Below are 20,309 nucleotides of genomic sequence, written 5' to 3'. Positions count from 1 at the left end.
TTAGTGGTCGAAGTGGAATTACAAACTTCGATGAAGTCGTGAAATTGGATGTGGCTTATATCGATGATTGGACCATCTGGAAAGATTTTGAAATATTGCTAAAAACTGTAAAAGTTGTGTTGATGAGAGATGGAGCGAAGTAAGGGATGACAAATAGAATCAAAGTTTTAGGTATTAACATTGATCCTCTTACGATGAGTGAAACAGTGGATGCTGTTGAACAATACGTACTGGGGAAAAGAGCATTACACTTAATGGGAGTTAATGCTGATAAAATTAATCAGTGCCATACAGATGAGAAAATCAAAAAAATTGTTAATGACTCAGGAATCATAAATGCCGACGGCGCTTCCGTTGTTCTTGCAAGTAAATTTTTAGGTACACCTGTTCCTGAACGGGTGGCAGGGATTGATTTGATGCAATCTCTTTTAGAGTTATCGAATAATAAAGGATATTCAGTATACTTTTTTGGAGCAAAAGAAGAGGTTTTACAAGATATGCTCAAAGCATTTAAGAATGATTATCCTAATTTGATAGTTGTTGGACACAGAAATGGTTATTTTTCTGCAGATGATGAGCAAGATATTCAAGAAGATATTCGTAAAAAGAACCCTGATTTTGTGTTTGTTGGTATTACGTCTCCTAAAAAAGAATATATTATTCAAAAATTTATGGATAACGGTGTCAATTCAGTATTTATGGGAGTTGGTGGTAGTTTTGATGTCTTGTCTGGTCATATCCAACGAGCACCTCTATGGATGCAAAAGTCAAACCTTGAGTGGTTGTTTCGTGTAGCAAATGAACCTAAACGTCTCTTTAAACGATATTTTGTAGGAAATGTTACATTTATAAGAAAAGTTTTAAAAGCGAAAAGGGGATATAAATTTTGAACCAGACAGAGATGATTCGCTTAATTCAAAAAGTTGAATTAGATGCTATAAAAGAGTTTCAAAAAATTTGTAAAGAGAATAATATAGACTTCTTCCTCCGTGGAGGTAGTGTACTTGGGGCAGTCAAATACGATGGCTTTATTCCATGGGATGACGACATGGATATCGCAGTACCTCGTGAAGGCTACGATAGACTTCCGGAAATTTTTAAGGATAGAATTATCGCAGGCAAATATCAGGTTCTTGCTTATCAATACTGTGATACGTTGCATTGCTACTTTCCTCGCCTATTCCTTTTGGAAGATGAAAGAAAACGTTTGGACTTGCCACGAAATACCAATTTAGGATTGCATTTGATTGATATCATTCCTTTGGACGGTGCTCCAAATCATTCGTTTTTAAGAAAGCTTTACTTTGGTAAAGTATACTGGTATCGTTTTTTAGCAAGTTTAGGAACAACCTATGTTGGCGACCATGTGGATATGCATTCCGCTAAGCAAAAACTAATTATTGGTTTCTTTAAAAAACTAGGATTTGCAAAACTATTTCCTCAAAATTCTGTATACAGACGTTTGGATAATCTCTATAAAAAGTATGATTGGAAAAAGCAGCAGTATGCTGGGACTATCAATGCTTCTTTATTTGCTAAAGAAGTTATGCCGGTAGAGATTTGGGGAGAAGGAGTAGAGAAGCCTTTTGAGGATACCTTCTTTAAAGTTCCAACGGAGTATGACCGCTACCTTAAAAGACTTTACGGAGAGAACTATCTTCACGAAGAGCCTAGTGATGATGAAAAGAAATCGCATTTAGGAGGACACTAATTTGTTTTGTTATATTATTTTGCATTACAAAGTCTTAGAAGAAACTATTTCTTGTGTTAAATCTATAAAAGAAGGCAATTCTAATGCAAAGCAAATCGTTATTATTGATAATTTCTCTAATAATGGTACTGGTGAAAAACTACAAGAGCTTTATGAATCAGATTCAGAAATTGATGTTTTGATTAACCATGAAAATGCTGGTTTTGCTCGTGGAAATAATGTAGCTTATCAATTTGCTAAGGAAAAGTATAACCCCGATTTCATGGTTATCATGAATAACGATATTGAGATAGAAACAGAAGATTTTGAAAAAATCGTGACAGATATCTATAGTGAGGAGAAATTCCATTTGCTCGGGCCAGATATCTTCTCGACTACTTACCAACTTCACCAAAACCCAAAACGGTTGACACATTATACTTATGAAGAAGTTAAAGCTCTAAATGAAAAATTTAAAAAAGGGAGCCAAGTTAGTCTAGCTTTAAAAATCAAATGTTGGTTGAAAGCTAGTAAAGCTCTTCGAACAGCAATCTATCAAAATAGACGTAAAAAAGGATCAGTAGACTATAGAAAACAGGTAGAAAACCCAATTCTTCATGGTTCGTTTATTGTATATTCGAGAGATTTTATCGAAAAAGAGGAGTATGCTTTTAACCCTAACACCTTCTTCTACTATGAAACAGAGATTTTAGATTATGAAGCTGAATTAAAAGGATACAAGAGAATTTACACACCGAAGATTAAGGTATTGCACCATCAAAATGTTGCAACTAATCAGGTTTATACAAACTTAGTAGAAAAAACTTTGTTTTCAAACAAATGCAACTTTGAATCCACTAGTTATTTTTTAACTTTAATGGAGAAAAATAAAATTAGTCGGTAATTATTAAAAATGAATAAAAAAATGATGAAAAAAATTTTATATGTGACAAATGTTGATTGGAATTGGATAAAACAGCGTCCACAATTTATTGCAGAAAGCTTATCTAATTTTTATGAGATACTAGTTCTGTATCGCTATTGGTATAATAGAAAAGGGTTGACTGAGGATAGAAATACTAACATTACAAATATATCACGTATTTATGCCCTGCCTTTTGTTAATAGGTCACCTAAACTAAAGAAACTGAATGATAAAATTGTTGCTTGGAATATTCGAAGAAAAGTTAAGGCTTTTAAACCAGAATATGTATATTTGACAAATCCAATGCAGTTTGCCTCTCTTGTAGACAATTCAGAGCAAAAAATAATATATGATTGTATGGATTATCATGTGGCTTTTATAGAAGATAGAGAAGAACGCCAGCGATTAAAGGATTTAGAAGAGAAACTGGTCAATAGAGCTAATTTAATCTTGGTTTCGAGTGAGAAATTAAGAGAAAATATTATTTCTGATTATAACTTGGAAGAACAGGTTGATAAAATAGTGGTTGTTAGAAATGGTTATAATGGTAAAATCTTAAGCATTCCTACTCAGCATAAAAAGAATAACCAAAAGCTTGTACTTGCATATGTTGGAACTATCAGTCATTGGTTTGATTTTGATATCATTTTAAGAAGTTTAGAAGATTTTGATAATATTGAATATAAGTTGATTGGTCCGATTAGCAAAGCTGTTATTCCTGAACATGATAGAATTCATTATGTAGGAAGTGTACCACACGAGAAGATTTATCAGTATATTGAGAATGCAGATGTTATGATTATGCCGTTTCAAATTAATGATATTGTTGAAGCAGTGGATCCGGTTAAGTTATATGAATATATCAATTTTAATAAAAATATACTTACGGTATGTTATAAGGAAATTCTGAGATTTGAACCATTTGTATACATGTATTCAAATTATTCAGATTACCAAATGAATCTGGTGCAATTGATTGAAAATAATAATTTGAAATATGACAGTATAGCTAGAGAAGATTTTTTGAAAAGTAATACTTGGGAAAAAAGAGCGGAGATGATTCATCAGCTGATTAATCAGTTGTAATTTTTTGTGGAGAGATGAATGAAGAGACAGAAGTTTGAATTTATAGAGATTCTATACTATTTTACAGTGATGCTATCAGTGGGAATGTTTCTTATGTTTTCCCTCAACTTATATTGGCACAGAAACTTATTAACTATTTTATCTATTGCACTCTTATTTTTAATGATTCCTATACTGATTGTTAATGCTAAAAGAATTTCTAAATCAGCTTTTATCTATGGTACTTTTTTATCTATATGTATTATATATGAGATATTAAGAGCTAAAACTCTTTATAATTATAGTGTGAGTAATATTTTTCTGGCATCCCGGCAATATATATGGATTTTTCTATTTTTTGTATTGATTTACCTTTTTAAAAACAAACAAGAAAACATGAGAAAAATTTTAGATAATACACTCAATATTTTTATGTTTTCTCTTGGGATTAGAGCATTCACTTGGTTTTTATATACATTATTTCAAGTTGAATTATTTCCATCTATTTTAAGAGAATTCGGAGATTTGTGGTATCGAAATGAATTTTCGGTACGAATAGATGGAACGCCATTAATTATAGTAGGTTTGCTAATCTCCGCTTTTTTCTATTTTAAATTTGGAAATAGGAAATACTTTTATTATTTGTTCTTGATATTAATGTATATAACATTTGTAAATCAGACAAGAATGCTACTGGTTTCTGTTTTGATTTCAATTTTCCTCATGTTTGTATATTCTAGAAAAACTTCTATATTGCTCACCTCTTTAAGTTTTATAACTGTAATTATAGTATTCGTTTATGGAGGTGGATTGGATTATATTAAAGCGTATTTAAATATAGATACTGGATCATTTGATATGGGGTTAGGATTTAGATACTGGGAGTTGAAATACTATCTTGGTTTATTAGCTAATGATGTATGGAAACTTGGGGTTGGAATTCTAACATCAAGTAATATAAATAGTAATTTTATTTTGGCTGGGCCAGGTGCCGTTAAGATGTATCTAGATGATTTAGGTTTTTTAGAGTTATTTGTTCAATTTGGTGTGGCTGCAATTGTTATGTATGGTTATATATTTTATAAGATAATTAATTTAATTCTAAGAATGTCAAATGATAAATATAGAGTTGACCGAGCCTTTTTTATTGCACTCTTAACTAATTTAATAATTACTTCAATTTCTTTAAATATCTTTGGCGCGCAGAGAAGTTTCTCATTGGCAATTGTTCTTGCATTAATATTCTACTATGACTATAGGCTAAAAAATGACATAGAAAATTAGGTGTATAATGGATAAAGTATGTATAGTTATTCTCAATTATAATAATTATGAAGATACGATTGAATGTGTACAAAGTTTGAGAAGTACTATAAAATCAAATGAGTATGACATCGTGATTGTAGATAATAATTCGGTTAATGATAGTGTCAAAGAGTTATCCAGGGCGCTATCCCCTATTAAGATTATTACTAGTTTAGAAAATAGAGGATATGCGAATGGAAACAATATTGGAATAAAGTATGCTGAGGATAATGGATATGATTACATTTGTATATTAAACAACGATACACTAATTGAAGTTGATTTTTTGGAATCGTGTAAACGAGAACTAGAAGATGATTCCTCTGTTGCTTTTGTTAGTCCAGTGTTAGTTGAATATAAAAATAATAACTTGGTACAATCTACAGGTGGTGATATTTTTATTAATAGAGGAATTGTAACTTTAAAAAATCATGGTGCTCAGAGAGACAAACTTCCTTCTAAAATCGAAAGTGACTATATTGGGGGAGCATGTTTGATGTTTAAAACCTCTATCTTGAAAATTATTGGATATATACCTGAAAGCTATTTTCTATTTTATGAAGAAACAGAATGGTGTTATAGAGCTAAAAAAATAGGCTATAAGAATATATGTATTACTCAAAGTTATGTTTATCATAAAGGTTCGGTCTCTATAAAAGCGGTCAATGGACTTCAAGAATATTTAATGGCAAGAAATAGAGTTGTATTTGTTCGAAGAAATGTAAATAGTAAACTAAGGTATACTGTTTTCTTGTTCTATTTATTCCTGCAACAACTTTATCATTGTTTCTTGAGAAGAGATTGTTCTAGAAGAAAGTATAAATATTATTTAGATGGTGTATTTAATAGAATTGATCCATCCTATCCATTTATTTTCATAAACGAATAAGTTACTGCTTATAACTGTAGATGCACTAAGATAATTAGATTAAATAAGCAAAGAGAGTGGTCATTATAGGATCATAATTTAAAATAGTTAGGTGAAACATGGAAGTGTTTGATATATCTCAAATAAAAACAAAAATAGTTGCATTTGATTTTTTTGATACTGTTGTACATAGGAATTGTCATCCTGAGCAAACTTTGTATCAGTGGGCTAAGGAAATGGCTTTGAAGCTGAATTTTGATGTATCTCCTGCAATATTATACAAGATCAGAAAAAGTGTCGAAAACAATAAAGAGTTAGGCACTGAAGAAATGTGTTATCTAGATCTTTTGTCTGGAATATATAATGAAATTAAAGATAAGATAAAAAATACATCGAAAGAAGAGTTTATTCATAGAGCTAAAATTCTAGAGTTGAAAATTGAATTACAACATATTTACTTGGATTCGGAAATTAAAGAAGTTTTAAAAAAATTGAAAAGTGATTCAAAACAGATTATCTTAGTTTCGGATTTTTATACTGATAGAGAATTAATAGAAACTATATTAAAAAAATTTGAAATTTTTGATTATTTTTCTTCTATCTATATTTCGAGTGAGAAAGCTTGCCGTAAATCCACAGGAAATTTATATAAGCTAATTTTGAAAGAATTAAATTTAAATCCTACAGACATTACCATGATAGGAGATAATTATAAATCTGATTATGAAGTACCGCGTTCTCTAGGATTAAATGCTATTTATAGACAATACATAGATAAAAATATAACAGTAGCAGAGAAAGAGTTGGTAAGACTCTATAATCAAATTTTATTTTCTAACAGTAAAAAAGCACCGTTTAATATTTTTTTAGCTGACATCGTATTCTTTATTTCGAAATTGCATAAAAAGATGATTCAAGATGATGTTCAAATAGCACTCTTTTGCTCAAGAGAAGGACAGTTATTGAAAAGACTTTTTGATATATATCAAGATACTTTTTTTGGGAAAAATCAAAAGATTTGTACAGAATATTTTTATGTTTCTAGACGATCGACATTATATTCTTCTTTTACTTCTTTAGAGAATGAAGAATTTGAGATGATTTTTCGTCAATATAAAAAAATTACATTACAAAATTTCTTATTAAACTTGAACTTTGCTAATAATGAAATCACATCGATTTGTCAAGATTTAAAAGAGAAACCAACATATGCATTAACAGTAGACGATCATTTATTAGAGAAACTTAAAAAACATCCTCAGTTCATTACGAAGTTCAATAAAGAGAAAAAAGACAGTCAATTACTACGTGATTATATAGAACGTTTAACTAAAAACCAAAATGAAGTATATTTAGTCGATGTGGGTTGGAAAGGAACGATACAAGATAGTATCAAAAAGGCTCTTCCAGACAAGAGAATAGTAGGTTATTATCTAGGATTGATGCTCAATGTTTACTCAGTAGAAAATAAAACGGATAAAACTGGTCTATTATTTTCTGATTATCCAAATAAATCGGAATTTTATGATATTGTGAGTAGAAATTTTGAATTTTATGAAGATATTTTTGTAGCAGATCATGGTCCAGTTTTGAAATATAAAAAAGATAGTGAAATTATTCCCATTCTTGAAGATGATAAGAAACATGTGAGTATTTATCAGGCAGTTAAAGATTATCAAGAAGAGTTAGTATTTGGATTTTCAGAAATTTTGGAAGCTTATAAGAAAATGAAGTTTCTCCCTTTTGAACAAAAAAATCTATGGCTAATGATGTCGCTAAAAAAAGAATGTATTTATATACCTAAGTTACAATCATTTTCTGAATCTTTAAAAGAAAAAGTTATTGAAAATTTTGGTGAGATAGTAACTCTTAAGACTACGAAAAAATCTTTAAAAACGTTATTAAGAGAGAAAAGCGATCTACTTTGGGTTGATTTCGTTTATAGATTGTTTGGTGGTGTCAATTTCCTATTTATTCCAGAATTATATACAAGAGTTATATTTTTATTGAAATATTTAGATTTGAAATTGAGGTTGAAAAATTATGGGGAATAAATCCATAAAGTTGAATGCATTATTAAATATTGTCCTGACGCTATCAAATATCATCTTCCCATTAATCACTTTTCCTTATATATCTAGAATATTGAATCCAACTGGTATAGGTTTAACTTCATTTTTTAGTTCAATAGGGAATTATGGTATTTTACTTGCTTCTCTGGGAATTTCAACTTATGGTATCAAAGCAGTAGCAAGTGTTAGAGATGATAGAGACAAGTTGTCAAAGGTAGTGCAGGAGTTAATGATTATAAACGTTGCTATGTCTATAATAACAACTGCAATACTATTATTTTTGACTATATTTATAACACAATTGAATAAAGAATTTTCACTCTTATTGCTCACATGTGGGACAATTTTATCTTCTCCTTTTGCCTTAAATTGGTTGTATAGTGGAATGGAAGAGTATACTTATATTACTACCCGGTCAGTAGTGTTTAAAATTCTATCATTAATATTGATTTTTCTACTTGTGAAAAGGCCAGAGGATTATATTGTTTTTGCTAGTATTTCATTGTTTTCTTCTCTAAGTTCAAATATCTTAAATCTATGGCATAGCCGACATTTCATTAATATTAAATTATATAAAAATTTACAATTTAAACATCATTTTAAACCAATGTGGTATTTATTTGCCTCATTACTTGCAGTAAATATTTATACTAATTTAGATACAGTGATGCTCGGTTTTATTAATGGTAATGAGGCTGTGGGATACTATTCTGTGGCATCAAAGGTTAAGTGGATTTTGCTTTCTCTTATTACATCTATTAGTGCAGTTTTGCTACCGAGACTTTCATTTTATATTAGTAAAAATGACACCTCAAATTTTAGAAAAATATTAAAGGAGTCATCTGCGGTTATATTTTTTATTGCGATTCCATTGATGGTATTCTTTATTGTAGAGGCGAAAGATAGTATCTTATTACTAGGAGGAAGTCAGTATCTTCCTGCGACTTTAGCCATGCAAATACTTATGCCAATTTTACTTATTTCTGGTTTTTCGAATATTACAGGAAATCAAATATTGATTCCAATGAATAGAGAAAAATATTTTATGGTTGCAGTAACGATTGGTGCTATGATTAATCTTATTTTGAATCTACTGTTAATGCCTAAGTTTGGAATTATTGGAGCTTCTGTCGCAACTCTTTTTGCGGAATTGTCGCAGATGATGGTACAACTACATTTTTCAAAAGAATATTTAGTATCAAATATATCGATAAAGAGTTTGGTTAATGTGATAATTGCAACAGTTGTTTCTACAATACCACTAATCATTTTGAATCAGCTGATAACGATAACTATACCATTTTATTCTCTAATGCTAGCAGGTTTTGCTTTCTTTTCATTATATTTAGTAATTCTGCTTTTATTAAAGGAGGAAGTGACGATTCAATTATTTTCTCTTATTGCAAAGAAGAAGTAAATTGGTCAGAAATTGAAATGTATAAACAAATAAAGAATTTAATTATTGATTTAGGAGGAAATCATGAAGATAATGCTAGTTTTTGGTACACGTCCAGAAGCGATAAAAATGTGTCCATTAGTGAATGAGTTGAAAAAACAGGCAGATATGGAAACAGTTGTTTGTGTAACTGGTCAGCACAAGGAGATGGTTAGCCCTGTTTTGGAATTGTTTGGAGTTCAACCAGACTATGATTTAGAAATAATGAAAGCTAATCAAACCTTGTTCTCTATAACAACAAGTATTTTAGAAAAAATTAAACCTGTTTTAGAAGAAGAACAACCAGATATTGTTCTAGTTCACGGTGACACTACTACAACATATGCAGCAGCTTTAGCAGCATTTTATCTTGGAATTAAGGTTGGCCATGTTGAAGCTGGGTTACGAACTTACAACCTGCAAAGTCCCTTCCCAGAAGAATTTAATAGACAATCGACTTCTATTATTGCAAATTATCATTTTGCTCCAACTGAATTGGCTAAAGAAAATCTTTTAAAAGAGGGTAGAGAGAATGTTTATGTAACTGGAAATACAGTTATTGATGCACTTACAACTACAGTACAAAAGGATTATACACACCCTGATTTAGATTTAAACGTTGACACCCGTCTTATTCTACTAACTGCTCATAGACGTGAAAATCTCGGAGAACCTATGAAACACATGTTTAGAGCTGTTAAACGAGTTTTAAATGAATATGATGATGTTAAGGTAATTTATCCAATTCATAAAAATCCCTTGGTGCGTGAAACAGCTGCGGAAATTTTTGGAGACACAGAACGTATTCAGATTATTGAACCTTTGGATGTTCTTGATTTTCATAATTTCATGAATCATAGTTACATGATTTTAACTGATTCAGGAGGAGTTCAGGAAGAGGCTCCTTCTTTAGGAAAGCCTGTATTGGTCATGCGAGATACGACAGAAAGACCAGAAGGAGTAGCTGCCGGAACATTGAAATTGGTTGGAACTGATGAGGAGACTATTTATCAAAACTTTAAGATGCTTTTAGACGATTCCGAAGAATATAAAAAAATGAGTCAAGCTAGTAATCCTTATGGAAATGGTGATGCTAGTAAACAGATAGTTCGTATTTTACGCGGAATTTAAGCGAGGCTAGGTAAAGTAATATAGAAAGGTACCCTATTATGAAAGGTATTATTCTCGCGGGTGGTTCGGGGACACGTTTATATCCGTTGACTCGAGCTGCATCAAAACAACTGATGCCGGTTTATGATAAACCGATGATTTACTATCCACTTTCAACATTGATGTTGGCTGGGATTAAGGATATTTTGATTATCTCGACTCCTCAAGATTTGCCTCGTTTCAAAGAACTTTTGCAAGATGGCTCTGAATTTGGGATTCAACTGTCTTATGCAGAGCAACCGAGTCCAGATGGTTTGGCACAAGCCTTTATCATTGGGGAAGAGTTTATTGGTGATGATAGTGTTGCTCTGATCTTAGGTGACAATATCTATCATGGTCCTGGCCTTTCGAAGATGCTACAAAAGGCAGCTAGTAAGGAGTCAGGAGCGACTGTCTTTGGCTATCATGTGAAGGATCCAGAACGCTTTGGCGTTGTTGAGTTTGATGAAGATATGAACGCTATTTCTATTGAAGAAAAACCAGAGCATCCTCGTTCAAATTATGCAGTTACAGGTCTCTATTTCTACGATAATGATGTGGTAGAAATTGCCAAAAATATAAAACCAAGCCCGCGTGGTGAATTGGAAATTACAGATGTCAACAAGGCTTACCTAGATCGTGGAGATTTATCCGTTGAGGTTATGGGGCGTGGCTTTGCTTGGTTGGATACTGGCACTCATGAAAGTTTGCTAGAGGCTTCACAGTACATCGAAACAGTCCAACGGATGCAAAATGTTCAGGTGGCGAACTTGGAAGAAATTGCCTATCGCATGGGCTATATCAGTCGAGAAGATGTATTGGCCTTAGCCCAACCGCTTAAGAAAAATGAATACGGACAGTATTTGCTCCGTTTGATAGGAGAAGCATAGATGACAGATAATTTTTTCGGTAAGACGCTTGCAGCACGCAAGATTGAAGCTATTCCAGGTATGTTGGAGTTCGATATCCCCGTTCATGGTGATAATCGTGGTTGGTTTAAAGAAAATTTCCAAAAGGAAAAAATGCTCCCACTTGGCTTTCCAGAGTCTTTCTTTGCAGAAGGAAAATTGCAAAACAATGTATCTTTCTCACGCAAAAATGTCCTACGTGGTCTCCACGCAGAGCCTTGGGATAAGTACATCTCTGTAGCAGATGGTGGGAAAGTTCTGGGCTCTTGGGTTGATCTACGCGAGGGCGAAACCTTTGGGAATACTTATCAGACGGTTATTGATGCTAGCAAGGGAATTTTTGTTCCTCGAGGCGTGGCCAATGGCTTTCAAGTTCTGTCAGATACAGTTTCTTATAGTTATCTGGTCAATGATTACTGGGCTCTTGAACTCAAACCCAAGTATGCCTTTGTGAACTACGCTGATCCGAGCCTTGGTATTGAATGGGAAAATCTTGCAGAAGCAGAGGTTTCAGAAGCAGATAAAAATCATCCACTACTTAAGGATGTAAAACCTTTGAAAAAAGAGGATTTGTAGAAGGAAAGAATATGACTGAATACAAAAATATTATCGTGACAGGTGGGGCTGGTTTTATCGGTTCCAACTTTGTCCACTATGTTTACAAGAATTTTCCAGATGTTCACGTGACAGTCTTGGATAAGTTGACCTATGCTGGAAATCGCGCGAATATTGAGGAAATTTTAGGTGATCGTGTTGAGTTAGTTGTTGGTGATATTGCTGATGCAGAGTTGGTAGACAAGCTGGCAGCTCAAGCGGATGCTATCGTTCACTATGCGGCGGAAAGTCACAATGACAATTCGCTCAATGATCCATCGCCATTTATCCATACCAACTTCATCGGAACCTATACTCTTTTGGAAGCAGCTCGCAAATATGATATTCGCTTCCACCATGTATCTACAGATGAAGTATATGGGGATCTCCCTCTACGTGAGGATTTGCCAGGTCATGGTGAAGGTCCAGGTGAGAAATTTACCGCTGATACCAGATACAATCCAAGCTCTCCTTACTCATCAACTAAGGCAGCTTCAGACTTGATTGTCAAAGCCTGGGTACGTTCTTTTGGAGTCAAGGCAACGATTTCCAACTGTTCAAATAACTATGGTCCTTATCAACACATTGAAAAATTTATCCCACGTCAGATTACCAACATCCTAAGTGGAATTAAGCCCAAACTGTATGGTGAAGGAAAGAACGTTCGTGACTGGATTCATACCAATGACCATTCTTCAGGTGTTTGGACAATCTTGACAAAAGGACAAATTGGTGAAACCTACTTGATTGGTGCTGATGGCGAGAAGAACAACAAGGAAGTTTTGGAGCTAATCCTTAAGGAAATGGGACAACCTGCTGATGCCTATGATCATGTGACTGACCGTGCAGGACATGATCTTCGTTATGCGATTGATGCAAGCAAGCTCCGTGATGAGTTGGGTTGGAAACCAGAATTCACAAATTTCGAACAAGGTCTCAAAGAAACCATTCAATGGTACAAAGATAACCAAGAGTGGTGGCAAGGAGAAAAAGAAGCTGTTGAAGCCAACTACGCTAAAACACAAGAGGTTCTTGAAAAATAAAAGTCGGTGGGACAGAAATCGATAGACAAAATCTCGATTTCCTAGTTCCAGCCCCGCGAAGATGATTGGAGTCTAAAAGACGAACAAAAAGTCCAATCAGCTACCGCGTCAAAGTTTGATTGCAAATAAAAGTGAGGTAGGGATTTTTGTCCCAACCTCTATTGCTATACCGAAGAATTGTGAATCAGGTGAAAGGAAGAAAGATGATTTTAATTACAGGAGCAAATGGCCAATTAGGAACTGAACTTCGTTATTTATTAGATGAGCGTAATGAAGAATATGTTGCGGTTGATGTGGCTGAGATGGATATTACCGATGCAGAAATGGTGGAGAAAGTTTTTGCCCAAGTGAAACCGACTTTAGTATACCATTGTGCAGCCTACACCGCTGTTGATGCAGCAGAGGATGAAGGGAAGGAATTGGATTTCGCCATCAATGTGACGGGGACAGAAAATGTCGCAAAAGCATCCGAAAAGTATGGAGCAACTCTAGTCTACATCTCTACAGATTATGTCTTTGATGGTAAGAAGCCAGTCGGACAAGAATGGGAAGTCGATGACCGACCAGACCCACAAACTGAATATGGTCGTACTAAGCGTATGGGAGAGGAGCTTGTAGAGAAACACGTTTCAAACTACTATATTATTCGTACTGCCTGGGTTTTTGGAAATTACGGCAAAAACTTCGTCTTCACGATGCAAAATCTAGCTAAAACTCATAAGACCTTGACAGTTGTAAATGATCAACATGGCCGTCCAACCTGGACGCGTACCTTGGCCGAGTTCATAACTTTCCTAGCTGAAAATCGCAAGGAATTTGGTTATTATCATTTGTCAAATGATGCAACGGAAGACATAACTTGGTATGACTTTGCGGTTGAAATTTTGAAGAATACAGACGTTGAAGTCAAGCCAGTGGACTCAAGCCAATTTCCTGCCAAAGCTAAACGTCCACTAAACTCAACGATGAGCCTTGCAAAAGCCAAAGCTACTGGATTTGTCATCCCAACTTGGCAAGATGCCTTGAAAGAATTCTACAAACAAGACCTTAAAAAATAGCCTTACTGGAGGCCAAAATATATACAGAAAGAGAGAGAAGAGAGATTCTCTTTCTTTTTTATTTACTCACTGATGAAATCATCGGATAATTATAAAATTTCAAGAAAAAGCTTGTTTAAATGTTAGAAAATTCGAGCACGAATGTTTTTTTTGTGTTATAATATTTTGTGAGTAGTTATACCTTGGTGTAGCTATTAAAAATAGAAGTGTGAAACTGGGAAGATAGAGAGGACGCAGTGTAATGACTAGAAATGGTTTTTTTACAGGCTTAGATATCGGAACTAGCTCTATTAAAGTGTTGGTTGCAGAGCTTGTAAATGGTGAAGTAAATGTAATTGGCGTGAGCAATGCCAAAAGTAAAGGTGTCAAAGATGGGATTATCGTTGACATCGAAGCAGCAGCGACTGCTATTAAGTCTGCAATTTCTCAAGCAGAAGAAAAAGCAGGAATTTCAATCAAGTCTGTAAATGTTGGTTTGCCAGCTAATTTGCTACAAGTGGAGCCAACTCAAGGCATGATTCCAGTGACATCAGATACAAAAGAAATTACGGATCAAGATGTCGAAAATGTTGTCAAATCAGCCTTGACTAAGAGTATGACTCCAGACCGTGAAGTTATCACCTTTATTCCAGAGGAATTTGTCGTTGATGGATTCCAAGGAATTCGTGATCCTCGCGGGATGATGGGTGTGCGTTTGGAAATGCGCGGTCTCTTGTACACTGGCCCACGTACGATCCTCCACAATCTTCGTAAAACTGTTGAGCGTGTAGGCGTTCAAGTCGATAACGTGATTATTTCACCTCTTGCAATGGTTCACTCTGTCTTGAATGAAGGTGAACGTGAGTTTGGTGCGACTGTTATCGACATGGGTGGTGGCCAAACGACTGTTGCCACTATTCGCAACCAAGAACTTCAATATACAAATGTCAACCAAGAGGGTGGCGATTATGTCACAAAAGACATTTCAAAAGTTCTCAGGACTTCTAAGAAAATTGCAGAAGGTCTAAAATTGAACTACGGTGAAGCTTACCCACCACTAGCTAGCAAGGAAACTTTCCAAGTTGAAGTGATCGGTGAAGTGGAACCAGTTGAAGTGACTGAAGAATACTTGGCTGAGATTATTTCAGCAAGAATCAAGCACATTTTTGAGCAAATTAAGCAAGACCTGGAAAGACGTCACCTGTTAGACTTGCCAGGAGGTATTGTCTTGATTGGTGGAAATGCCCTTCTTCCAGGTGTCGTTGAATTGGCCCAAGAAGTATTTGGAGTACGAGTTAAGTTATTCGTACCAAATCAAGTAGGTATTCGCAATCCTGCTTTTGCTCATGTCATCAGCTTGTCAGAATTCGCTGGTAGTCTTACTGAAGTGAATATTTTGGCACAACGAGCAATTCGAGGTGACGAAAGTTTACGTCACCAACCGATTGACTTTAGAAGTCCAGCTCAACCAGTTTCACCTGTTTCTCCACGACCAGTATTTAATACAGTGACAACTCCTGAGCCCGAAACAACTCAATCTGTTGAACCAGTAGCTCCTCTTCAATCAGAAGAAAAGAGCAAAGGTAAATTAACGGATCGTTTCCGTAGCTTGATTGGAAGCATGTTTGACGAATAAAATAGAGGAATATAAATATGACATTTTCATTTGATACAGCAGCAGCACAAGGTGCAGTAATTAAAGTAATCGGTGTCGGCGGTGGTGGTGGAAATGCCATCAACCGTATGGTTGACGAAGGCGTTTCTGGCGTTGAATTTATCGCAGCCAACACAGATGTACAAGCTTTGAGCAGTACAAAAGCTGAGACAGTTATTCAGCTCGGCCCTAAATTGACTCGCGGACTTGGTGCAGGAGGTCAACCTGAAGTTGGTCGTAAAGCGGCAGAAGAAAGCGAAGAAGTATTGACAGAAGCGATCAGCGGTGCTGACATGGTCTTCATCACTGCTGGTATGGGTGGTGGTTCTGGTACAGGTGCTGCACCAGTTATCGCTCGTATTGCAAAAAGTCTTGGTGCTTTGACAGTCGGTGTTGTTACTCGTCCATTTGGTTTTGAAGGAAGCAAACGTGGACAATTTGCCATCGAAGGGATTAACGAACTTCGTGAGCATGTTGATACACTCTTGATTATCTCAAACAACAACTTGCTAGAAATTGTTGACAAGAAAACTCCACTTCTTGAAGCATTGAGTGAAGCAGATAACGTTCTTCGTCAAGGTGTACAAGGGATTACAGATTTGATTACAAATCCTGGTTTGATTAACTTGGACTTTGCAGACGTTAAGACTGTTATGGCTAACAAAGGAAATGCCCTCATGGGTATTGGTATCGGTAGCGGTGAAGAACGTGTTGTAGAAGCTGCTCGTAAAGCAATCTACTCACCACTTCTTGAAACAACTATCGATGGAGCAGAAGATGTGATTATCAACGTAACTGGCGGCTTGGACTTGACTTTGATTGAAGCTGAAGAAGCATCAGAAATTGTGAACCAAGCAGCTGGTCATGGTGTTAACATCTGGCTTGGAACATCTATTGATGAGACAATGAAAGACGAAATCCGCGTGACTGTTGTTGCGACAGGAGTACGTCAGGATAAAGTTGAGAAAGTTGTAACTGCTCAACCACGCCAAGCAACTCGCCGTGAACCTGCTCGAACTAGCCATGCACAAACTTTTGATCGTAATTTTGATATGGCTGATACAGCAGAAATTCCAACTCCAAGTTATCGCCGTCAAGAAGCACCAAAGACATCAGCCTTCGGTGACTGGGACTTGAGACGCGATGCTATTGTTCGTCAAGGAGAACCAGTTGTTTCTCCAGTGGAACGCTTTGAAGTTCCAGCGGCAACAGATGAAGATGAGTTGGAAACACCACCATTCTTTAAAAATCGTTAATGAAGATGAATTTAAAAGAAAATACGAACCTTGTTTTTCAACAGATATCGAATGCAGTTCAGGAAGCCGGTCGTGAAAACGATTCGGTTTCTGTGATTGCGGTGACCAAATATGTAGATGTTGAAACAGCCTCAGCTTTGGTTTCGCAAGGAGTGCAACACATTGGTGAGAACCGTGTTGATAAATTTCTTGACAAGTATCATGCTCTGAGTGATAAGAATCTTACCTGGCATTTGATTGGAACCTTACAGAGACGTAAAGTCAAGGAAGTGATTTCTTATGTGGATTATTTTCATGCTTTAGATTCCTTAAAGCTAGCTCAGGAAATTCAAAAACGAGCGGACCACAAGATTAAGTGCTTTTTGCAAGTAAATATTTCTAAGGAAGAAAGTAAGCACGGTTTTTCGAAAGAAGAATTGTTAGCCCTCTTACCCGAACTTTCAGAATTAGACCAGATTGAGTATGTGGGTCTGATGACCATGGCTCCATTTGAAGCAACTAGTCAAGAATTACTAGAGATATTTAAAGAAACGCAAGAATTGCAAAAAACCATTCAAGAAAAACATCTCCCCAATATGCCGATGACAGAACTAAGTATGGGTATGAGTCGAGACTTCAAAGAAGCGATTCAATGTGGTTCAACTTTCGTTCGAATCGGTACAGCATTTTTTAAATAGGAAATAACCATGTCACTAAAAGATAAATTTGATAAGTTTATAGATTATTTCACTGAAGATGGAGAAGAGGTGGCACCGAACGTTGCTGAGTTAAAGTCTGAACAAACCTTAACTTCAGTTTCGGCTCCAAAGGAAGAATTTCCACGAGCTCAACAGTTACCACAAACTTCACAAGTGAATTCGAAAGAAAAGAATATTACCCGTCTTCACGCTCGTCAACAAGAATTGGCGATGCAGAGTCACCGAGGTGCAGAAAAGGTAACCATTGCTGTTCGTTATCCTCGCCGCTACGAAGATGCAACTGATATTGTTGATTTGTTAACAGGAAATGAAAGTATTCTAATTGATTTCCAATATATGACTGAAGTACAAGCACGTCGTTGTCTAGATTACTTAGATGGTGCTCGTTATGTGCTGGCTGGTGAATTAAGGAAAGTCGCAAATACTATGTACCTTTTGACACCAGTAGGAGTTGTGGTTAATATTGAAGACATTCGCTTGCCTGATGGTTCTCACGGTGAAGAGTTTGACTTTGATATGAAGAGAAATCGAGTGAAGTAATGATTTTTCTAATTCGTTTTATTCAGAATGCTGCAACTATCTATTCATGGATACTTGTAGCTTTTGCTCTATTATCTTGGTTTCCCAATGCCTATGATACAGCACTAGGTCGTTTGTTGACTAGCTTAGTCAAACCGATCCTTCAACCCTTGAGACGTCTGCCCCTAAGTATTGGTGGTATTGATTTTTCAGTTTGGGTGGCGGTCATTTTAGTTCATTTACTTGGAAACTATTTGATCCGTTTTCTTTATATACTAGCATGAGAAAAGATATTTATCAGCATTTCTCAGTCGAGGATATTCCTTTCATTGATAAAGGATTGGAGTGGCTTAGGCAGGTCGAAGAGCACTACGCTCCCATCCTAACTCCCTTTATCAACCCCCATCAGGTCTTTATTTTAAAGACATTGGGGAATCATCAAGGGATTCAAGTTTTTTCAAGCAATGATTCTGTACCTAGCGAGTATAGTCGTGTGCTTCTTGCACCAGATTATTTCGTACCGACTTTAGCGGATTTTGAAATGGAATTGCTTGAGATTGTTTATTCTAGTAAGTTTGACCAATTGACCCATTCCAAGATTTTAGGAACCGTTCTGAATCGTTTGGGAATTGATCGCAAGTTATTTGGTGATATATTAGTAACGGAGAATAGAGCGCAAATCATTGTGGACCGGAAATTTGTTTCCCTCTTCCAGGATGGAATTCAAAAGGTTGCTAGATTACCTGTAAAACTAGAAGTAAGGCCTTTTGAAGAATTATTAGAATCCAAAAATGACTATCAGGAAAGAGAAGTTTTAGTTCCGAGCATGCGCTTGGATGCCTTCTTATCGAATGTTCTGAAATTATCTCGCTCCCAGACAGCCGATTTATTAGAAAGAAAATATGTTCAGGTAAATTACCATCTGGTTGAAAAATCTGATTATCAGGTTCAGATTGGTGATTTGGTAAGTGTCAGACGCTTTGGGCGAATGATCTTACTCAAAGAAAATGGCCAGACTAAAAAAGATAAGAAAAAATTGATAGTTCAACTATTATTAAGTAAGTGAGGGGAAAATATGCCAATTACATCGTTAGAAATCAAGGATAAAACCTTTAGTACCAAATTTAGAGGGTTTAATCCTGAAGAAGTTGATGAATTTCTAGATATTGTTGTTCGTGACTATGAAACACTTGTTCGTAGCAATCACGAAAAAGAACAACACATTAAAAATTTAGAGGAACGTTTGTCTTATTTTGATGAGATTAAGGAGTCATTGAGCCAGTCTGTATTGATCGCTCAAGATACTGCAGAACGTGTCAAACAAGCTGCTAATGAACGCTCTCAAAATATCCTTAAACAGGCTGAACAAGATGCCCAGCGTCTGCTTGATGAGGCTAAGTATAAGGCTAATGAAATCTTGCGTCAAGCTACGGATAATGCTAAGAAGGTTGCCGTAGAGACGGAAGAATTGAAGAATAAGAGCCGTGTCTTCCATCAACGTTTGAAATCTACGATTGAGAGTCAATTAGCTATTGTAGATTCATCCGACTGGGAAGAAATTTTACGTCCGACAGCGACTTATTTACAAACCAGTGACGAAGCTTTTAAAGAAGTTGTTGGAGAAGTTTTGGGTGAAGATGTTTCTACCTATCAGGATGAAGAGCCGATTGACATGACCCGTCAGTTTTCACCTGAAGAAGTAGCAGAGCTCCAAGCCCGCATTGAAGCAGCTAATCGAGAATTGGCTGAATCACAAAAAGAAACAAAGCCAGATACTGCTAGCTCAGTAGTAGAAGAAGTCGTTTCTTCAAACCAAAATTCTCAACCAACACCCTTGACGGAATCTATTGATCTTTTATAAGAAAGAAAATCTGAGAACAAGATCTAATCAAACATATTTTCAGCGAGTAGGAGATGGTGGAAGCCCTACAATCCCTGTTGATCAGATTATCCTCTCAAGCTATCAAGTCTGAAGTTAGTAGGATTTGACGTTCCCCACGTTACGGGAAAAGAGGGAGAAAGACTGAGTCTTTTTCCGAATAAAGGTGGTACCACGATTTTCGTCCTTTTTAGCGAGTCGTGGTTTTTATT

At 35.5% G+C, this 20,309-nt stretch carries 21 protein-coding genes; all 21 read left to right on the top strand.

The features are described 5' to 3' along the window. The coding region (locus O3633_RS05160; RefSeq protein ID WP_371620623.1) for a sugar transferase at positions 1-143 on the top strand (143 nt) is incomplete at its 5' end. Positions 144-146: 3 nt separating this feature from the next. After that, the gene (locus tag O3633_RS05155; protein WP_371620617.1) at positions 147-890 is read left to right on the top strand and encodes a WecB/TagA/CpsF family glycosyltransferase; all 744 of its coding nucleotides are present in this window, start codon (positions 147-149) and stop codon (positions 888-890) included. Then, complete coding sequence (locus O3633_RS05150) at positions 887-1,711, top strand: LicD family protein (RefSeq protein ID WP_371620616.1); 825 nt, start codon at positions 887-889, stop codon at positions 1,709-1,711. The genes O3633_RS05155 and O3633_RS05150 overlap by 4 nt, the downstream gene beginning before the upstream one ends. A gap of 1 nt (position 1,712) precedes the next feature. Continuing rightward, positions 1,713-2,594, top strand: a complete 882-nt coding sequence (locus tag O3633_RS05145) for a glycosyltransferase (protein ID WP_049530530.1) — start codon at positions 1,713-1,715, stop codon at positions 2,592-2,594. A gap of 9 nt (positions 2,595-2,603) precedes the next feature. Continuing rightward, positions 2,604-3,701, top strand: a complete 1,098-nt coding sequence (locus tag O3633_RS05140; protein WP_371620615.1) for a glycosyltransferase family protein — start codon at positions 2,604-2,606, stop codon at positions 3,699-3,701. A gap of 18 nt (positions 3,702-3,719) precedes the next feature. Further along, positions 3,720-4,964, top strand: coding sequence for a polymerase (locus O3633_RS05135; protein WP_371620614.1), 1,245 nt, complete (start codon positions 3,720-3,722; stop codon positions 4,962-4,964). Positions 4,965-4,971: 7 nt separating this feature from the next. Continuing rightward, positions 4,972-5,874 (top strand): glycosyltransferase family 2 protein, encoded by a 903-nt coding sequence (locus tag O3633_RS05130; RefSeq protein ID WP_371620613.1) that lies wholly within the window; start codon positions 4,972-4,974, stop codon positions 5,872-5,874. Positions 5,875-5,972: 98 nt separating this feature from the next. Beyond that, positions 5,973-7,907, top strand: a complete 1,935-nt coding sequence (locus O3633_RS05125; protein ID WP_371620612.1) for an HAD-IA family hydrolase — start codon at positions 5,973-5,975, stop codon at positions 7,905-7,907. Next, entirely contained in the window at positions 7,897-9,342 is a 1,446-nt protein-coding gene (locus O3633_RS05120) for a flippase (protein WP_371620611.1), read from the top strand. The genes O3633_RS05125 and O3633_RS05120 overlap by 11 nt, the downstream gene beginning before the upstream one ends. A 60-nt stretch (positions 9,343-9,402) precedes the next feature. Then, complete coding sequence (gene wecB / locus O3633_RS05115; protein WP_049530524.1) at positions 9,403-10,491, top strand: non-hydrolyzing UDP-N-acetylglucosamine 2-epimerase; 1,089 nt, start codon at positions 9,403-9,405, stop codon at positions 10,489-10,491. Positions 10,492-10,529: 38 nt separating this feature from the next. Then, positions 10,530-11,399, top strand: a complete 870-nt coding sequence (gene rfbA, locus O3633_RS05110; protein WP_371620610.1) for a glucose-1-phosphate thymidylyltransferase RfbA — start codon at positions 10,530-10,532, stop codon at positions 11,397-11,399. After that, positions 11,400-11,993, top strand: coding sequence for a dTDP-4-dehydrorhamnose 3,5-epimerase family protein (locus O3633_RS05105; protein WP_371620609.1), 594 nt, complete (start codon positions 11,400-11,402; stop codon positions 11,991-11,993). 11 nt (positions 11,994-12,004) lie between these two features. Then, a complete protein-coding gene (gene rfbB, locus O3633_RS05100; protein ID WP_371620608.1) occupies positions 12,005-13,054 on the top strand; it encodes a dTDP-glucose 4,6-dehydratase in 1,050 nt (349 codons plus the stop codon). Positions 13,055-13,257: 203 nt separating this feature from the next. After that, positions 13,258-14,112 (top strand): dTDP-4-dehydrorhamnose reductase, encoded by an 855-nt coding sequence (gene rfbD / locus O3633_RS05095; protein WP_371620607.1) that lies wholly within the window; start codon positions 13,258-13,260, stop codon positions 14,110-14,112. Between the two features lie 241 nt (positions 14,113-14,353). Further along, positions 14,354-15,727 carry a cell division protein FtsA gene (gene ftsA / locus O3633_RS05090; RefSeq protein ID WP_371620606.1) on the top strand — a complete coding sequence of 458 codons (1,374 nt, stop codon included), beginning with the start codon at positions 14,354-14,356 and terminating at the stop codon, positions 15,725-15,727. Positions 15,728-15,744: 17 nt separating this feature from the next. Then, positions 15,745-17,001 carry a cell division protein FtsZ gene (ftsZ, locus tag O3633_RS05085; protein WP_371620605.1) on the top strand — a complete coding sequence of 419 codons (1,257 nt, stop codon included), beginning with the start codon at positions 15,745-15,747 and terminating at the stop codon, positions 16,999-17,001. Positions 17,002-17,006: 5 nt separating this feature from the next. Continuing rightward, the gene (locus O3633_RS05080) at positions 17,007-17,678 is read left to right on the top strand and encodes a YggS family pyridoxal phosphate-dependent enzyme (protein WP_075227282.1); all 672 of its coding nucleotides are present in this window, start codon (positions 17,007-17,009) and stop codon (positions 17,676-17,678) included. Positions 17,679-17,687: 9 nt separating this feature from the next. Next, a complete protein-coding gene (locus O3633_RS05075) occupies positions 17,688-18,239 on the top strand; it encodes a cell division protein SepF (RefSeq protein ID WP_371620604.1) in 552 nt (183 codons plus the stop codon). After that, positions 18,239-18,502 (top strand): YggT family protein, encoded by a 264-nt coding sequence (locus tag O3633_RS05070; RefSeq protein ID WP_000576492.1) that lies wholly within the window; start codon positions 18,239-18,241, stop codon positions 18,500-18,502. The genes O3633_RS05075 and O3633_RS05070 overlap by 1 nt, the downstream gene beginning before the upstream one ends. After that, entirely contained in the window at positions 18,499-19,284 is a 786-nt protein-coding gene (locus O3633_RS05065; RefSeq protein WP_371620603.1) for a YlmH family RNA-binding protein, read from the top strand. Before O3633_RS05070 ends, O3633_RS05065 begins: the two co-directional genes overlap by 4 nt. 9 nt (positions 19,285-19,293) lie before the next feature. After that, complete coding sequence (locus tag O3633_RS05060; RefSeq protein WP_049530511.1) at positions 19,294-20,079, top strand: DivIVA domain-containing protein; 786 nt, start codon at positions 19,294-19,296, stop codon at positions 20,077-20,079. Positions 20,080-20,309 lie beyond the last annotated feature (230 nt).

Source organism: Streptococcus sp. 27098_8_22 (assembly GCF_041432415.1).
Classification (GTDB): domain Bacteria; phylum Bacillota; class Bacilli; order Lactobacillales; family Streptococcaceae; genus Streptococcus; species Streptococcus pseudopneumoniae_M.
This window is presented reverse-complemented; position numbering and strand designations above follow the sequence as displayed.

Excerpts from the sequence above, each read along its gene's own strand:
- O3633_RS05155 (WP_371620617.1), top strand. The coding sequence starts at position 147 with ATGACAAATAGAATCAAAGTTTTAGGTATTAACATTGATCCTCTTACG.
- O3633_RS05140 (WP_371620615.1), top strand. The coding sequence starts at position 2,604 with ATGAATAAAAAAATGATGAAAAAAATTTTATATGTGACAAATGTTGAT.
- O3633_RS05135 (WP_371620614.1), top strand. The coding sequence starts at position 3,720 with ATGAAGAGACAGAAGTTTGAATTTATAGAGATTCTATACTATTTTACA.
- O3633_RS05130 (WP_371620613.1), top strand. The coding sequence starts at position 4,972 with ATGGATAAAGTATGTATAGTTATTCTCAATTATAATAATTATGAAGAT.
- O3633_RS05125 (WP_371620612.1), top strand. The coding sequence starts at position 5,973 with ATGGAAGTGTTTGATATATCTCAAATAAAAACAAAAATAGTTGCATTT.
- O3633_RS05120 (WP_371620611.1), top strand. The coding sequence starts at position 7,897 with ATGGGGAATAAATCCATAAAGTTGAATGCATTATTAAATATTGTCCTG.
- rfbA (WP_371620610.1), top strand. The coding sequence starts at position 10,530 with ATGAAAGGTATTATTCTCGCGGGTGGTTCGGGGACACGTTTATATCCG.
- O3633_RS05105 (WP_371620609.1), top strand. The coding sequence starts at position 11,400 with ATGACAGATAATTTTTTCGGTAAGACGCTTGCAGCACGCAAGATTGAA.
- rfbB (WP_371620608.1), top strand. The coding sequence starts at position 12,005 with ATGACTGAATACAAAAATATTATCGTGACAGGTGGGGCTGGTTTTATC.
- rfbD (WP_371620607.1), top strand. The coding sequence starts at position 13,258 with ATGATTTTAATTACAGGAGCAAATGGCCAATTAGGAACTGAACTTCGT.
- ftsA (WP_371620606.1), top strand. The coding sequence starts at position 14,354 with ATGACTAGAAATGGTTTTTTTACAGGCTTAGATATCGGAACTAGCTCT.
- ftsZ (WP_371620605.1), top strand. The coding sequence starts at position 15,745 with ATGACATTTTCATTTGATACAGCAGCAGCACAAGGTGCAGTAATTAAA.
- O3633_RS05080 (WP_075227282.1), top strand. The coding sequence starts at position 17,007 with ATGAATTTAAAAGAAAATACGAACCTTGTTTTTCAACAGATATCGAAT.
- O3633_RS05075 (WP_371620604.1), top strand. The coding sequence starts at position 17,688 with ATGTCACTAAAAGATAAATTTGATAAGTTTATAGATTATTTCACTGAA.
- O3633_RS05070 (WP_000576492.1), top strand. The coding sequence starts at position 18,239 with ATGATTTTTCTAATTCGTTTTATTCAGAATGCTGCAACTATCTATTCA.
- O3633_RS05065 (WP_371620603.1), top strand. The coding sequence starts at position 18,499 with ATGAGAAAAGATATTTATCAGCATTTCTCAGTCGAGGATATTCCTTTC.
- O3633_RS05060 (WP_049530511.1), top strand. The coding sequence starts at position 19,294 with ATGCCAATTACATCGTTAGAAATCAAGGATAAAACCTTTAGTACCAAA.